Here is a 15,380-nt window from a genome sequence, read left to right as displayed (position 1 = left end):
ACGACGAAAGACTGAGGAACATGAAGCTGACTCGATTCGCGGCAACGTCCGCATTGGTCATTGCAGCGATGACGACCGCCATGGGCACCGCCTATGCGGATCCGGCACCGGCTCCCGCCGCTGCCGTCGGGTGGAACGTCACCCAGGCCGGCAACCAGGTCCTCGTCGACACGACGGCCGGCACCCTGAGCAACGAAGACAACCACCTGGTCGTCCGTGACGCCAACGGCGCACTCGTCGACTCCGTACCGCTCGCCATCGCCGCCGACGGATTCTCGCACCCCGTCGCTGCCGACATCGACGGCAACCACGCCACTCTGACCGCTGATGTCTCGCCTGCCGCGGCAACCCCGGTCTCCACCTCCCTTCCCGGCCTGCAGCAGGTCGACCTGCCCGCCGCAGTCGCAGGCGTCAAGGACAACCTCAGCCTCACCGCCTCCGTCGGTGGATTCCTCGGTGCTGCAACCGGAATCGTCGGCGGGTGCATCCTCGGAATCATCACCGGAGTCGTCGTGACCGCACCGGTCGCGACTCTTCTCGGAGCAGGCCCCATCGGCGGCTGCGTCATCGGCGCAATCGCCCTCGGTGCCATCGGATCGCTCGCCGGCACCTCTGCCGGTGGTCTCGGCGCAGTCATCGGTAACGCCGGACAGTTCATCCAGCTGCTCAACGCTCCTCCCGCAGTGAAGAAGTAACACCGCCTCGACAACAGTGCTGTGGCCCGCATCGGATATCCGGTGCGGGCCACAGTCGTCGAAAGGTCTAGCGAGCCAAGGCGAGATCCCCCACGTGAGCTCGCCGAGCTGCCGTCACGAGTTCGACGATGGCGTCCGCCACCTCGTGTGCTCGTTCGAGAATCACCATGTGTCCGGCCTGCGCGATACTTACCAACCGTGCGTCGGGCAGGTGGGCGGCGAGGGTTTCCGAGTGTCGCATCGGCGTCATCAGGTCGTCCGAACCGCACAGCACCAGGGTGGGAATCGAGGCCAGCGCGGCCAGACTGGCCACCTCGTCGAGTCCGCGGAACGCGCCGAGGAAGCCGGCCATCGTCACGATGGACGTGTCGCCGAGCATCGCCGTCGCCAGAGTGACCACCCGCGGGCTGACTTTGTGGGAGCCGCATCCCGCCGTCCTGACGATGGGCGCGCACACCCCGCGACTGAGCCTCTTGGCACCCGACATCAATCGAGGGGCCCGTCGAACAGCTGCCTGAAACGCCGACACGGCCGGATGCGCGAGGCAGCGACCGAGCCCGTCGTCGGTGATCCCGCCTGCGGATGTCGCGATCAACCCGACCCCGACGAGGCGCGAGCCGACGGCATCCGGGTACTGACGCGCGTAGGAGAGCGCCGTCATGCCGCCCATCGAGTGTCCGATCAGAACGAACGGCCCGACCGGTACGACAGCGCGGATCACGTCGGCCAGGTCCTCGCCGAGCTGATCGATGGTGCAGCTGTCGGGCGTTGCGGCACCGGATTCGCCGTGGCCGCGGTGGTCGTACAGAACGATTCGCGTGTTCTCGCCCCAGACATCCTCGACGTGGGTGCGCAGCTCGGTCCACGACTGCATCCGCAGGCAGTGTCCATGGACGAACACCACGGTCAGAGCCGCATCGGGCCGTCCGAACTCGCGCACTGCGAGCGTGGTTCCGTCCCCTGCGGCGACGGTGCTCCGGCGACCGACCAGGTGGTTCTGCTCACTCGTACTCATGTGCGCTCCGCGGTGTCAGGGTCACGTGACGCGACGTGGATGTTGTCCGGTACGTCGCTCGTACGACACGCCGTGTTACCTGAGTCACGTTCTTCTCGATTGTGGTAACCGATTCGACCAAGCCGAACGGTCGGCTGCCTCGAAGTACTGGTGAGCGTTCAGGTGAGGGCGCGCGTTGCCAAGAAGGAGATCGGCCATGAGCACTTCCATGGACACGCTCGAAGACGTCGTACCGCGGGCCGTCGCGGGTGACCGCGCCGCACTCGAACGCGTACTGGTGTTGATCCAGCCTCCGATTCGCCGCTACTGCGCCTCTCGGATCGGCAATCTCGATGTCGCGGCCGACGACGTGGTGCAGGACGTCTGCCTCGCTCTGGTCACCGCGATACCCAAGTACCGCGACATGGGCAAACCGTTCATGGCCTTCGTCTACGGCATCGCTGCTCACAAACTGGCCGATGCCGGCCGACGATCGGCTCTGCGGCAGACGTTCTCGACGGCCGAGCTGCCCGAGGAAGTGTCGGGTGAGGACGGTCCCGAGCAGGTCGCGCTCGGCGACGAACTCCGCTCCCATGCGCAGGCCCTGATGAACACCCTGCCCCCGAAGTACAGCAAGATCATCCTGATGCGAGTGGTGTGGGGCCTGACCGCACCGCAGACCGGCGAAGCTCTGGGAATGACGGCCGGTGCAGTGCGGGTCGCCCAGCACCGGGCGATGAACATGCTGCGCGCCGAACTGTCGAACTTCTCGCTACTGGCGGCCCGCACAGCTGCCTGACACCGCCCGGTGGATGGGTGTCCGAGACGTATGTCCGAATCGCCGGATTGAGTAACACCAGCTACATCGGCTCAAGACACGTCGGCAACGTGGCGGTTCTAGGTTACTGAACCATGAACGCCGTACAGTCAGCGCCGACAGACACCGCGCTGAAAGAGACGCTCGAGGACTACACGCTGCGCTTCGCGCCGCGTAGCTACCGTAAGTGGGGGACCGGTGTTGTCGCGACGTCCGCGCTCGGCGGCATCGCGTATCTCGCGGATTTCGCCATCGGTGCCAATATCGGAATCTCGTACGGAACCGGCAATGCACTGTGGGGCATTCTGGTGTTCGCTGTCGTCATCTTCCTGACCGGCCTTCCGCTTGCCTACTATGCGGCCCGTTACAACATCGACCTCGACTTGATCACGCGTGGAAGCGGTTTCGGCTACTACGGATCGGTCGTCACCAACGTCATCTTCGCGACGTTCACGTTCATCTTCTTCGCGCTCGAAGGTTCGATCATGGCGCAGGGACTCGAACTGGGGCTGAGCATCCCGTTGCCCATCGGGTACGCGGTCTCGACCATCATGGTCATCCCGCTGGTCATCTACGGCATGAAAGCCCTTGCCAAACTTCAGGTCTGGACCACCCCGCTGTGGCTCGTCCTGATGGTACTGCCGTTCGTGTACCTGGTGATCAGCAATCCCGACTCGGTCGGGGAGTTCTTCGCCTACGGCGGTCAGGACGGGGCCGACGGCAAGGGCGTCAACATCGGATCGGTGATGCTCGCGGCCGGAGTCTGTCTCTCGCTCATCGCGCAGATCGCCGAACAGATCGACTACCTGCGCTTCATGCCGCCCAAGACTCCCGAGAACTCCCGACGCTGGTGGACCGCAGTGCTTCTCGCCGGCCCCGGCTGGGTCATCTTCGGTGCCCTCAAGCAGGTCGTCGGCCTCTTCCTCGCCGTGTACCTGATCGCCAACGTCGTCGACGGATCCAACATCGCCAACGAGCCGGTGCACCAATTCCTGGAGATCTACGAGAACTTCATGCCGGGTTGGCTCGCCATGACCCTCGCGGTGATCCTGGTCGTCATCAGCCAGATCAAGATCAACGTGACCAACGCCTATTCCGGATCGCTGGCGTGGACCAACTCGTACACTCGCCTCACCAAGACGTATCCGGGCCGCATGGTGTTCGTGCTGTTCAACCTGGCCATCGCGCTGATCCTGATGGAAGCCAACATGTTCGACTTCCTCAACAGCATCCTCGGCTTCTACGCCAACTGCGGTATCGCGTGGATCGCAGTGGTGGCCTCGGACATCGTGTTCAACAAGTACATCCTCAAGCTGTCGCCCAAGGTGCCCGAGTTCCGACGCGGCATGCTCTACAACATCAATCCGGTCGGCTTCGGATCGATGGCGGTGTCGGCGATCCTGTCGATTCTGGTGTTCTTCGGGGCATTCGGGTCTGCGATCAAACCATATTCGCCCATCGTGGCTCTCGTTCTCGCACTCGTTCTTCCGCCGATCCTGGCGGTGGCGACCAAGGGCAAGTACTACCTGCGACGCACCGACGACGGTATCGATCTGCCGATGTTCGACGAGCACGGCAATCCGTCCGACGAGCTCGTTATGTGCCACGTCAGCGGCATGGAATTCGAGCGACCCGACATGATCGCGTCCAACGTGCCGGGGCCCAACGGAGAAAAGCAGTACATCAGTTCGCTGTCACTGAGCACCGACAAGACGGGGGAGCACATCCTGCCTCCGCAGTGAGTGCGGCTGCGCCGCAGTGGTGTGGTTATGTGCCGCCTGGGGCACCTAACCACACCACTGCCGCAGGCACTCAGATGGTGCGCGTCAACCGATCGGCGAGCAACTTGGAGAACTTCGCCGGATCCTTCAGCTCGGTTCCCTCGGCGAGAAGTGCCGTCGCATAGAGCAATTCGGCGGTCTCGGCGAGGTGCGGATCGTCGCTGCGATCCTCGCGGGCCTTCTTCAGTCCCGTCACCAGGTCGTGGTTCGGGTTGAGTTCGAGGATGCGCTTGGAGGTCGGCACGAACTGGCCCGAGGCCTTGTACATCTTCTCGAGCTGCGGGGAGAAGCTGAACTCGTCGCCGACGACGCAGGCCGGTGACGTCGTCAGGCGCGTCGACAGACGCACCTCCTTGACGTCCTCGCCGAGGGTGTCGGTCAGCCAGGTGAGCAGGTCCGCGAATTCCTTGTCCTGCTCCTCGCGCTTGGCCTCGGACTCCTTCTTTTCTTCCTCGGTGTCGAGGTCCACCTCGCCCTTGGCGATGGACTGGAACGACTTTCCGTCGAAGTCGGTGACGTTGCCGACCCACACCTCGTCGACCGAATCGGTGAGCAGCAGCACCTCGAGCCCGCGAGCCTTGAACGCCTCCATGTGCGGCGAGCTCTCGATCTGCTGACGCGATTCGCCCGTCATGTAGTAGATCTGCTGCTGGCCGTCCTTCATCCGGTCCACGTACTCGGCGAGGGTCGTCAGACCCTCTTCGGAGTGGGTGGACGCGAACGACGAGATGCCCAACAGGGTTTCGCGGTTGTCGGAGTCGGAGATCAGGCCTTCCTTGAGGACCGTGCCGAACTGCGACCACAGCGTCTTGTACTTGTCGGGCTGCTCGCTCTGCAGCTCCTTGACGGTCGAGAGCACCTTCTTGGTCAGGCGTCGGCGGATCGCGCGGATCTGCCGGTCCTGCTGCAGGATCTCGCGAGAGACGTTGAGCGAGAGGTCCGCTGCATCTACGACACCCTTGACGAAGCGCAGGTACTCGGGCAGCAGTTCCTGCGAGTCGTCCATGATGAACACGCGCTTGACGTACAGGTGTACGCCGGCCTTGCTCTCGCGCATGAACAGGTCGAACGGTGCCTGCGACGGAATGAACAGCAGCGCTTGGTATTCGAAGGTGCCCTCGGCCTTGAACGGAATGACCTCGAGCGGCTCGTCCCAGGCGTGGCTGACGTGCTTGTAGAACTCCTTGTATTCCTCCTCGGACACCTCGTCCTTGGAGCGGGTCCACAGCGCCTTCTGCGAGTTGATCGTTTCCGTCTCGATAGTGACGGTGTCCTCGCCGCCTTCCTCTTCGCTCTTGACGCGCTTCTCGACGTCGATGCGAATGGGCCAGGCGATGAAGTCGGAGTACTTCTTGACCAATTCCTTGATCTTGCGCTCGGACGCGTAGTCGTGGAGGTGGTCTTCCTCGTCGGCGGGCTTGAGAGCGAGCGTGACCGAGGAACCCTGCGGGGCGTCGTCGACGTCGGTGATCTCGTAGGTGCCCTCGCCGGTGGATTCCCACTTGGTGGCAGTGCTTTCGCCTGCCTTGCGGGTGAGCAGCGTGACCTTCTCGGCCACCATGAACGTGGAGTAGAAGCCGATGCCGAACTGGCCGATCAGTTCCTCGGAGGCGGCGGCGTCCTTGGCTTCCTTGAGCTTCTTGCGAACTTCTGCGGTGCCGGACTTGGCGAGTGTGCCGATGAGGTCGATGACCTCCGAGCGCGACATGCCGATGCCGTTGTCCCGGATGGTGAGGGTACGAGCGGAGGAGTCGATGTCGATCTCGATGTGCAGATCCGAGACGTCGACGTCCAGATCCTTGTTGCGGTACGACTCCAGGCGCAGCTTGTCCAGCGCGTCCGAGGAGTTCGAGATCAGTTCACGGAGAAAGCTGTCCTTGTTGGAGTAGATGGAGTGCACCATCAGATCCAGGAGCTGACGCGTCTCCGCCTGGAATTCGAGCTGTTCGGTACTCAATGTCTCCCCTTCTAGCAGCAAAACCGACGCGAATATTCTACGGCAAGGCTACGGGTGAGCTGCGAAGACGTCGGCGCCGCCTACTGTGGTGCCCGTGACGAAGACGAAGTTGGCAGCAGGAGCAACCGCAGCGTTGGGCGGGGCATGGTTGGCGCGTGCGCTGTGGGGTCTTCCGTCGGCCATCGGTGCCAGACGCGTGCACATCACTCCCTACGCGGCCGGGTCGCCGCGCTACCGCGACCGCCGATTCCACAATTCGGACCCCAGTTCGAGTTACGTCCCGGGCCGCGGCGAGAAGGGGCAGAAGAACATGCTCGTCTCGCTGTTCACCGAGCGAGGTAAGGGCAGGCCGCAGCGGCCGATCCCACTGGCACCGCCGATCGCGCCGGTGGACGCGGGCGAGCTGGCGGTCACCTGGTACGGACATTCGAGTGTGCTCGTCGAGGTCGACGGGTATCGCGTTCTCGCCGATCCGGTATGGAGCAAGCGCGTGTCCCCGTCCTCGGTGGTGGGGCCGGCACGGCTGCATCCGACGCCGGTCGCCCTGACCGATCTACCGCGGGTCGACGCCATCGTGATCTCCCACGATCATTACGACCATCTCGACAAGGCGACCGTGCAGAAGCTGGCGAGCACGCAGTCGGCCCCGTTCGTGGTGCCGCTGGGTATCGGCGCGCACCTGCGCAAGTGGCGGGTGCCCGAGGAACGCATCATCGAGCTGGACTGGGACGAGCAGACGAACATCGGCGGCCTCACCGTCACCTGCACCGAAGCTCGACACTTCTCGGGCCGCGGTCTGACCCGGGACTCGACGCAGTGGGCGTCCTGGGCCTTCGCCGGTCCGATTCGTCGGGTCTTCTTCGGCGGCGACACCGGCTACACACCGAAGTTCGCCGAGATCGGCAGCAACTACGGACCGTTCGATCTGACGCTTCTTCCCGTCGGTGCCTACGACGTTCGGTGGCCGGACATCCACATGAATCCGGAGGAAGCTGTCACGGCGCACGTGGATCTGACGCCGGCGGGAATCTTCGTGCCGATCCACTGGGCGACGTTCAACCTGGCGTTCCATCCGTGGTCCGAACCGATCGTGCGGCTGCACGCCGCCGCCCAGGACGTGGGTGTGCAGGTTGCCGTACCGATGCCGGGTCAACGCGTCGACGGTACGAGGGCCGTGCACGACGATCGCTGGTGGACCCGTCTGGGCTGAGTCCCAACTAGGCTGCACCCATGTCTATCGACGCCGATGCACAGCGGGACACCGGGCTGACCGCGGCGGAGGTCGCCGCACTGCGGGCCGAGGGGAAATCGAACGACGTTCCCGCTCGTGCTTCACGTTCGGTTCGCGACATCGTCCGGGGCAATGTGTTCACCCGGATCAACGCAATTCTCGGGGTGCTGCTGATCATCGTGCTCTCGACCGGTTCGGTGATCGACGGCATGTTCGGGCTGTTGATCGTCGCGAACAGTGGCATCGGAATCATTCAGGAGATCCGCGCGAAGCGCACGCTGGATCGGCTGGCCATCGTCGGCCAGAACAAGCCGCAGGTGAGACGTGACGGTGTCTCGCAACAGATTCCGCCCGACGAGGTCGTCCTCGGTGACATCGTCGAACTCGGACCGGGTGATCAGATCGTCGTCGACGGCGAGGTCATCGAGACGGCAAGCCTGGAGATCGACGAGTCGCTGCTCACCGGTGAGGCCGATACGGTGCACAAACTCGAAGCAGCGCAGGTACTTTCGGGCAGCTTCGTCGTCTCGGGCAGTGGGGCCTACCGGGCAACGAAGGTCGGACGCGACGCCTATGCTGCCAAGCTCGCCGAAGAGGCCAGCAAGTTCACCCTGGTCAAGTCCGAGCTGCGCAGCGGTATCGACAAGATCCTGAAATTCATCACCTACCTGATGATTCCGGCCGGGGCGCTGATCATCTACAACCAATTGTTCTCCAGCGGGCAGGCTCTGCGGCCTGCCTTGAACGGTATGGTCGCGGCGCTGGTCCCGATGGTCCCCGAGGGTCTGGTGCTGATGACGTCGATCGCTTTTGCCGTGGGCGTCATCAGGCTCGGTCAGCGGCAATGTCTGGTGCAGGAGTTGCCTGCCATCGAGGGGCTCGCGCGCGTCGACGTGGTGTGCGCCGACAAGACCGGCACTCTCACCGAGAACGGCATGCGGCTCTCGGAATTGGTGTTGATCGACGAGCACGACTCCGACTCGGTGCCAAAAGTATTGGCGTCTCTGGCGTACGACGACCCGCGGCCCAATGCCAGTGTGCAGGCCGTAGCCGAGGCGTACCCCGACGCGCCGGGGTGGACGCAGAGCGCGGTGGCCCCGTTCTCCTCGGCCAAGAAGTGGAGCGGTCTGTCGTACGGCGAGCACGGTAACTGGCTGCTCGGTGCCCCGGACGTGTTGCTCGACCCGACCTCGGAGACCGCTCGACAGGCCGAAGATGCCGGCTCCAAGGGTCTGCGGGTACTGCTGCTCGCCAGCAGTGACCTCGCCGTCGACGACACCGCGGCGCCGGGAGTCGTCACCCCGCGGGCTCTGGTGATTCTCGAGCAGAAGGTGCGCGAGGACGCCCGAGACACGTTGGAGTACTTCGCAAGTCAGCAGGTTCAGGTCAAGGTCATTTCCGGGGACAACGCCGTGTCGGTCGGCGCGGTGGCCGGCTCGCTCGGACTTCCCGGTGGCGACGCCCCGATCGACGCACGTGACCTGCCCGAGGATTCCGAGCAACTGGCCGACTCCGTCCAGAACTCGACGACGTTCGGCCGCGTTCGGCCGGACCAGAAGCGTGCGATGGTGGGCGCGTTGCAGTCTCGAGGTCATACCGTTGCGATGACCGGTGACGGCGTCAACGATGTGCTCGCATTGAAGGACGCCGATATCGGTGTCTCGATGGGCTCGGGTAGTGCGGCCACGCGTGCCGTCGCGCAGATCGTGTTGTTGGACAACAAGTTCGCCACGCTGCCCTATGTGGTGGGGGAGGGGCGACGCGTCATCGGCAACATCGAGCGCGTGTCCAACCTGTTCCTGACCAAGACCGTGTACTCGGTGTTGCTGGCGTTTCTCATCGGGCTATCGGGAGTGCTGTCGCAGGTCTTCCATTTCGAGCCGATCCCGTATCCCTTCCTGCCGAGGCACGTGACCATCGCCGCGTGGTTCACCATCGGCATTCCGGCGTTCGTGCTCTCGCTGGCCCCGAACAACGAACGGGCACGCAGCGGGTTCGTCTCGCGGGTGATGCGGTTGGCCGTTCCGTCCGGGTTGATCGTCGGCTCGTGCACGTTCGTGTCGTATCTGCTGGCCTACGCGGGTCCGAACGCCACCGAGACTGAGGTGACCCAGGCGAGCACCACCGCACTGATCACGTTGATCATGATCGCGCTGTGGGTCCTGGCCGTCGTCGCGCGGCCGTACACCTGGTGGAAGGTGGTGCTGCTCGCGGGATCCGTCGGCGGATACCTGCTGTTGTTCGCAATCCCGTTCTGCCGCACCTTCTTCAAGCTCGATCCCTCGAACGTCGGTGCCACCACGAGCGCGTTGATCATCGGCGCTGTCGGTATCGCACTCGTCGAGATTGCCCACCGATTCGGATCGGTACTGCGTAATCGAACGACTCTGCGTAACGGACAGAACGAAACGTAGACTGGGGGCGTTCCGTTTCACCCGACTGGCAGGAGAGTTTCATGGGCTTCGCAGACAATTTGAAGGGCATGGTCGACAAGGGCAAGAACCTTGCGGCAGAGAACGCGGACAAGATCGACGACGTCGTGGAGAAGGCCGGGGACTTCATCGACAACAAGACCGGCGGCAAGTACGCCGACAAGATCGACAAGGCGCAGGAAGCCGCCAAGAAGGCAATTCCGGACAAGTAGGTCGATTCGGACCGTCCACCCGGTGTTCGGGTCGTCGGTGGTGCCGTAGGGCGCTGCGGGCGGCAGAATCGGGCGGGTGGACGGACCGGTACTTCTTCTCGTAGTCATCTTCGCGATCGCGGTCGCGGGATTCGCCAAGCGTCTGGACCTGCAGGTCCCGCTCGTTCTGGTGACCGTCGGATCCATCGCATCGTTCGTGCCCGGCGTGCCGCACATCAGTCTCTCGCCCCAACTCATCCTCGGTGTCGTGCTGCCGCCGTTGCTGTATTCCGCGGCGCTGAACTACTCCTTCGTCAGTTTTCGCCGCAACATCGGCCAGATCCTGCGCCTCGGTCTGGTGATGGTGATCGTGACGACCGTGGCCGTCGGGTACTTCGCCAACCTGCTCGTTCCCGAGCTGACTCTGGGTGCGGCCCTCGTGCTCGGTGCCGTCGTGGCCCCACCCGACGCGGTCTCTGCGATCGCCGTCGGCCGCAAGCTCGGCCTGCCCGCGAGAATGATGGCCATCCTCACCGGGGAGAGCCTGGTGAACGACGCGGCTGCGTTGACCCTGTTCACCTTGACCGTTGCGTCGGTGACGGGCAGTCGCATCGAACTCGGCTCACCGGTTCTGTTCTTTCTGTACGAGATCGTCGGCGGCGTGCTCGTCGGATTCGTCCTCTCGCGCATCGTTCGTTTCGTGCGAAACCGGATCGCCGATTCGGCGCTCGAGACTGTGCTCGGACTCGTCCTACCGTTCGCGGCGTATCTCGCAGCGGAAGAGATCCACGCGTCCGGCGTGTTGGCGGTCGTCACCGCAGGTTTCGTACTGGGCCGTGTCACGGCCGACGTGTCGGTCTCGACCCGGGTGCAGGAGCGCCAGGTGTGGCCCACGGTGGACTTGCTGCTGGAAGCATTCGTGTTCGCGTACATGGGTTTACAGCTGAAGTTCGTCATTTCCGAGGTGCAGCGCGAGGGTCTTCCGGTGCATCACATCTTCGGGTACGCGCTGCTGGTGCTGCTCGTGGTCATCGTCGTTCGTCCGGCCTGGATCTTCTTCAACTCGGGGAGAAACCTGCTCTTTCGCACGGTGTTTCGCCGCGAGGGGGTGGCCGACGGCCTGACGTGGCAGCAGAACCTGGTGCTGTCGTGGGCCGGGATGCGCGGGGTGGTGACTCTCGCCGCAGCCGCGGGTGTTCCGTTCACCACCGTTCTCGGCGACGAATTTCCCGGGCGGGCGGTGATTCAAGCCGTCGCGTTCGTCGTCGCAGTCGGAACGTTGCTGCTGCAGGGCCTGACGCTCCCGCTCCTTATTCGGAGGTTGGACGTCGCCGATCCACTCGAGCAGCAACGCAACGACAACCAACGATTGCTCTCGCAGGCCATCGCCCGCACGGCTGCCGAGACCTACCTCGAGCGGGCCGCGAAGGACGGCATCTCCGGCGTCGACAGTGACCGGGTAGCCGAGGTGATCGCGCGCGTGCGGCGGTCGGTGCGAGCCCGGATGGACGCGGACGAGACCGAGGACCGGGAGAAGCGAATCGCGGCGGCCGGCGCGCTGTTCGACACCCTGCGGCACAATGTCCTGGTCGCGCAGCGGGCCGCACTGATCGCCGCCCGCGACTCGGGGGAGTTGGACGACGAAGCCCTACGCGCAGTGTTGAATGGTCTGGACGTGGAAGAGATCGCGGCCGAGGCACGCATCGAACGACGCACGACGTAGACGACGAACACAGTGGGAGCGCTGAGACAGTGAGGTCGACCGGACTGGTGGCCGCCGCGGCACTCGTGTTCGCCCTCGCCGCGTGCAGTTCGCCTGCCGTGCCTCCCGTGGCTCCGGCACCCACGTCGAATCCGGCACCCGAGGGCTCCGACCGCGGGTCGATCGTGTCGTCGATGCCGCTCGGTCAGGTCGACATCGGTGTCGCCTTCCTGGGTGGATCCGCCACGAAGATCGTCTACCGCACCACCGACGGCGTCACCGGAGGCGGAACCGAGACATCGGCAACCGTGTTCGTGCCCAAGGGTTCTGCGCCTGCCGGTGGCTGGCCGATCGTCTCGGTCGGGCACGGTACCACCGGTGTCACCGACGAGTGTGCGCCCTCGCTGTATCCGAACCTGTTGGGCACCATCGGCCTGGTGACGCCCTTCCTCGAGCGCGGCACCGTCGTGGTGGTGACGGATTACCAGGGTCTGGGGACTCCGGGAGATCCGGCGTATCTGAACATCGATGCTGCGGCCTACGACGTCATCGATGCCGTGCGCGCCGCGCGTACCGTGGTGCCCGACGTCGGAACCCGATGGGGTGCCATCGGCACTTCTCAAGGGGGACAAGCGGTCTGGGCCGCTGCCGAGCGTAATGCGGAGTACGGCGACGGTTTGGAACTGGTCGGAGTCGCCGCGCTGTCGCCTGCAGCCGATCTGACGCGGTACTTCGCAGCCGACACCGAACAGACCCTGTCCCGTCAGTTGCTGGTGCCGTTTCTCTACGAGGGTCTGCACGTCACGGATCCGAGCGTCGAGCGCTCCGACTACATCCGCGGCACCTTCGCCGACAACGTGACCGCGCTGACGGCGTGCAGCGATCTGCTCGGTTTCTCCAAGGCCGACGCGGGTGCCGTCATCGATCCGGCCGATGCCGTCCCGGCCGATGACCGGGCCGCGAATCGAATGACGGACTGGCTCCGATCGGTGGCGCTGCCGACGTCCCGCACCGATGTTCCGCTGTTCGTTCTGGTCGGCGAGCGCGACGACCTGATCGATCCGCAGTGGACTCGCGACGCCGTAGCGAAAGCCTGCGGACTCGGCGACGACGTGGAACTGCGTGCGGAACCCGAGCAGGGGCACGCGGATCTGGCCGCCAACGCGATCGGCGTCGACTGGCTCGTCGAGCGTTTCCTGAACGTGCCCAACTCGACCACCTGCGCACGATGACCGCGGCACTGGCGTGGATGGCGGTGATCGTGGCGGCGATCGTCACCGCCATCGCGCTGATCAGCTTGCGTGGGCGACGCGATCTGACCACCCCGGAGGAGCGAGCGGTTCACGCCACCCTGCATACCGCGTCGTTGGCGGCGAAGCCGCTGCGGAACGGTCTCGATGCCCGCTCGGCTGCCGCCGCTGCTCCCCATCTTCGGGTCCTGACCGGGGCGGATGCATTGGGTATCTGCGATCCGAGTGCGTCGCTGCTCGCCTGGGACGGGCCGTGGCAGGAGTTGACGCCGGCGTTCGTGGAGGCGGCCAGACGCGCCGTCGACGGGCAGCGCCGCGTGCTCGTGAGGCTTCCGCTCGGCTCGATTCACGAGGTCAAAGCGCTGGTGGTGCAGCCGTTGATCGACGAGGATTCGCCGGTGGCGGGGGTGCTCGGTGCCGCGGTGGTGGCCGAACCAGGGCCGGGCATGCTCGGGGCCATCGCCGAGGTCGCGCGCTACGCGTTCGGTCAGATCGAACTCGCCGAACTGGACGCATCGCGGGCGCGGTTGGACCGAGCCGAGGTGCGTGCACTCCGGGCCCAGATCAGCCCGCATTTCATCTACAACGCGCTGGGCACCATCGCGTCGTTCGTCCGTACCGACCCGGATCGGGCACGGGAACTGGTGCTCGAATTCGCCGACTTCACCCGGTACTCATTCCGCAACGCCGGGGAATTCACCGTGCTCGCCGACGAACTACGCAATATCGATCGGTACCTGACGCTCGAACGGGCCCGGTTCGGCGATTCGCTGCAGGTCACGCTGCAGGTGGCTCCCGAGGTGCTCGGGGTGGCCCTGCCGTTTCTGGCGCTGCAGCCACTGGTGGAGAATGCCGTCCGGCACGGGTTGTCGGGCAAGGCCGACGGCGGTCGCGTCACGATCATCGCCGCCGACGAGGGCACCGACGCCGTGATCAGCATCGAGGACGACGGAGTGGGAATGGACCCCGAGGTACTGCGATCGGGCAGCCTGCACACCGAGGATGCGGCCCACGTCGGACTGGCGAACGTGGACGATCGGCTGCGGGCGGCCTTCGGAAACGACTACGGTCTCGTCGTGGACACCGCACCGGGAGCAGGCACGAAAGTGAGCATGCGGGTGCCCAAGTTCAGGCCGGGGGTGCGGGCATGACGCATCCAGCGAACTCCGGTTCGGCGCGCGGGCTGGTTGTGCTGGCGGTCGACGACGAGCGGCCTGCCCTGGACGAGCTGGCTTTCCTGCTGCGCGAGCAGGAGGCCGTGGCCGAGGTGTACACCGCGCAGGACGCGACCACCGCCCTGCGCCAACTCAAGCAGACCTCCGGTCAATCCATGGTCGATGCAGTGTTCCTCGACATCAACATGCCCGGCCTCGACGGCCTCGAGCTCGCCGGAATCCTGTCGGCGTTCGCTCGGCCACCTGCGGTCGTGTTCGTCACCGCGCACGACGATCGGGCATTGGCTGCCTTCGATCTGGGCGCGGTGGACTACCTCCTCAAGCCGTTGCGCGACGACCGCTTGGCCGAGGCCGTCCGACGTGTTCTGCTCGCCCGTCGTCGGCCCGCCGAGTCGGCCGAATCGGCTGCCGACGAGGTCATTCCGGTCGAGCTCGGTGGAACCACCACGCTGGTACATCGGTCGTCGGTGGCGTGGGTGGAGGCCGACGGTGACTACGCGCGGCTGCATACCGCCACCGGTTCGCACCTGGTGCGCATTCCCATCTCGGCTCTCGAAAGCCGTTGGGCCGATGCCGGTTTCCTGAGAGTGCATCGTTCGTATCTGGTGTCGCTTCCGTTGGTCACCGGAATCAGAAGCGTCGGTTCGGGCTTGGTGGTGTGTCTGCGCGCCACCGGCGCGCTGCCGGCCTGTGAACTCCCGGTGAGCCGGCGGCACACCAGAGAACTCAAGGACCGGCTCGTGCGCGGTCCGCTGCAGTCGTGGTCGTCGCGGTGACGAGAGGTGCGCGGTGAGTCAGCCGCACCGGGAGCGGGTGGTGCTCTCGCAGCGCCGCGGCGCGCGCCTGGTGCGCACCCGCGTCGAGGTGCAGGAGCAAACCGAGGTGGGCGACGCGCTGGTGCGAAGCCTGGTGCGTGCGCAACTCCTGCTGTCGCTGCGCCTGGCAGTGATGACGTTGTCGATCCTGTTCGCGATTCCCCTGCTGGGCATGCTGCTCACCCGTTTCACCGATGTCGCGCCGTTCGGTATCGGGTTGCCGTGGTTGCTGCTGGGGGTGGCCATCTATCCGTTGCTGTTCGGCGTCGGCCGCGCGTACGTGCGCCGCGCCGAGCGTAACGAGGCCGAGTTCGTCGGCCTGGTCGAGGACTAGGCGCCG

Annotated in this window: 13 protein-coding genes; 11 read left to right on the top strand and 2 right to left on the bottom strand. The window is 65.0% G+C overall.

What is annotated here, in order from left to right:
* Positions 1 to 20 precede the first annotated feature (20 nt).
* Positions 21 to 695, top strand: coding sequence for a hypothetical protein (locus JLZ96_RS07605; protein WP_027495954.1), 675 nt, complete (start codon positions 21 to 23; stop codon positions 693 to 695).
* Between the two features lie 67 nt (positions 696 to 762).
* Here JLZ96_RS07605 and JLZ96_RS07600 read toward each other — a convergent pair whose 3' ends face one another.
* Entirely contained in the window at positions 763 to 1,710 is a 948-nt protein-coding gene (locus JLZ96_RS07600; protein ID WP_201009792.1) for an alpha/beta fold hydrolase, read from the bottom strand.
* Positions 1,711 to 1,906: 196 nt separating this feature from the next.
* On the opposite strand from JLZ96_RS07600, the gene shbA reads away from it, so the two are divergent.
* Both shbA and JLZ96_RS07590 read left to right on the top strand, forming a co-directional pair.
* A complete protein-coding gene (gene shbA / locus JLZ96_RS07595) occupies positions 1,907 to 2,488 on the top strand; it encodes an RNA polymerase sigma factor ShbA (RefSeq protein WP_027495956.1) in 582 nt (193 codons plus the stop codon).
* Positions 2,489 to 2,601: 113 nt separating this feature from the next.
* Positions 2,602 to 4,248 carry a cytosine permease gene (locus tag JLZ96_RS07590; protein ID WP_201009791.1) on the top strand — a complete coding sequence of 549 codons (1,647 nt, stop codon included), beginning with the start codon at positions 2,602 to 2,604 and terminating at the stop codon, positions 4,246 to 4,248.
* A 70-nt stretch (positions 4,249 to 4,318) separates the two neighbouring features.
* Here the strand turns inward: JLZ96_RS07590 and htpG are convergent, their stop codons facing one another.
* Positions 4,319 to 6,244 (bottom strand): molecular chaperone HtpG, encoded by a 1,926-nt coding sequence (htpG, locus tag JLZ96_RS07585; RefSeq protein WP_032385717.1) that lies wholly within the window; start codon positions 6,242 to 6,244, stop codon positions 4,319 to 4,321.
* A gap of 94 nt (positions 6,245 to 6,338) precedes the next feature.
* Between htpG and JLZ96_RS07580 the strand changes: the two genes are divergently transcribed.
* The 8 genes from JLZ96_RS07580 to JLZ96_RS07545 all read left to right on the top strand — a co-directional run bounded on the left by JLZ96_RS07580 (position 6,339) and on the right by JLZ96_RS07545 (position 15,374).
* The gene (locus tag JLZ96_RS07580) at positions 6,339 to 7,454 is read left to right on the top strand and encodes an MBL fold metallo-hydrolase (RefSeq protein ID WP_236253853.1); all 1,116 of its coding nucleotides are present in this window, start codon (positions 6,339 to 6,341) and stop codon (positions 7,452 to 7,454) included.
* Positions 7,455 to 7,474: 20 nt separating this feature from the next.
* On the top strand, positions 7,475 to 9,889 hold the full coding sequence (locus tag JLZ96_RS07575; protein ID WP_201009790.1) for an HAD-IC family P-type ATPase: 2,415 nt from the start codon (positions 7,475 to 7,477) through the stop codon (positions 9,887 to 9,889).
* Between the two features lie 41 nt (positions 9,890 to 9,930).
* Positions 9,931 to 10,119, top strand: a complete 189-nt coding sequence (locus JLZ96_RS07570; protein WP_032371276.1) for an antitoxin — start codon at positions 9,931 to 9,933, stop codon at positions 10,117 to 10,119.
* A 76-nt stretch (positions 10,120 to 10,195) separates the two neighbouring features.
* Positions 10,196 to 11,821 carry a Na+/H+ antiporter gene (locus JLZ96_RS07565; protein WP_032373083.1) on the top strand — a complete coding sequence of 542 codons (1,626 nt, stop codon included), beginning with the start codon at positions 10,196 to 10,198 and terminating at the stop codon, positions 11,819 to 11,821.
* A 29-nt stretch (positions 11,822 to 11,850) separates the two neighbouring features.
* A complete protein-coding gene (locus JLZ96_RS07560; protein ID WP_201009789.1) occupies positions 11,851 to 13,032 on the top strand; it encodes a S9 family peptidase in 1,182 nt (393 codons plus the stop codon).
* Entirely contained in the window at positions 13,029 to 14,201 is a 1,173-nt protein-coding gene (locus JLZ96_RS07555) for a sensor histidine kinase (RefSeq protein WP_201009788.1), read from the top strand. Before JLZ96_RS07560 ends, JLZ96_RS07555 begins: the two co-directional genes overlap by 4 nt.
* On the top strand, positions 14,198 to 15,001 hold the full coding sequence (locus JLZ96_RS07550) for a LytTR family DNA-binding domain-containing protein (RefSeq protein ID WP_201009787.1): 804 nt from the start codon (positions 14,198 to 14,200) through the stop codon (positions 14,999 to 15,001). Before JLZ96_RS07555 ends, JLZ96_RS07550 begins: the two co-directional genes overlap by 4 nt.
* 13 nt (positions 15,002 to 15,014) lie before the next feature.
* Entirely contained in the window at positions 15,015 to 15,374 is a 360-nt protein-coding gene (locus JLZ96_RS07545) for a hypothetical protein (RefSeq protein ID WP_027495968.1), read from the top strand.
* The last annotated feature ends 6 nt before the right edge of the window (positions 15,375 to 15,380 follow it).

The sequence above is a fragment of the Rhodococcus sp. NKCM2511 genome (assembly GCF_014905595.1).
Lineage (GTDB): Bacteria > Actinomycetota > Actinomycetes > Mycobacteriales > Mycobacteriaceae > Rhodococcoides > Rhodococcoides fascians.
This window is presented reverse-complemented; position numbering and strand designations above follow the sequence as displayed.

Bases quoted from the DNA above. Each gene is read 5' to 3' on its own strand.
- JLZ96_RS07605 (WP_027495954.1), top strand. From the start codon at position 21: ATGAAGCTGACTCGATTCGCGGCAACGTCCGCATTGGTCATTGCAGCG.
- JLZ96_RS07600 (WP_201009792.1), bottom strand. From the start codon at position 1,710: ATGAGTACGAGTGAGCAGAACCACCTGGTCGGTCGCCGGAGCACCGTC.
- shbA (WP_027495956.1), top strand. From the start codon at position 1,907: ATGAGCACTTCCATGGACACGCTCGAAGACGTCGTACCGCGGGCCGTC.
- JLZ96_RS07590 (WP_201009791.1), top strand. From the start codon at position 2,602: ATGAACGCCGTACAGTCAGCGCCGACAGACACCGCGCTGAAAGAGACG.
- JLZ96_RS07575 (WP_201009790.1), top strand. From the start codon at position 7,475: ATGTCTATCGACGCCGATGCACAGCGGGACACCGGGCTGACCGCGGCG.
- JLZ96_RS07570 (WP_032371276.1), top strand. From the start codon at position 9,931: ATGGGCTTCGCAGACAATTTGAAGGGCATGGTCGACAAGGGCAAGAAC.
- JLZ96_RS07555 (WP_201009788.1), top strand. From the start codon at position 13,029: ATGACCGCGGCACTGGCGTGGATGGCGGTGATCGTGGCGGCGATCGTC.
- JLZ96_RS07550 (WP_201009787.1), top strand. From the start codon at position 14,198: ATGACGCATCCAGCGAACTCCGGTTCGGCGCGCGGGCTGGTTGTGCTG.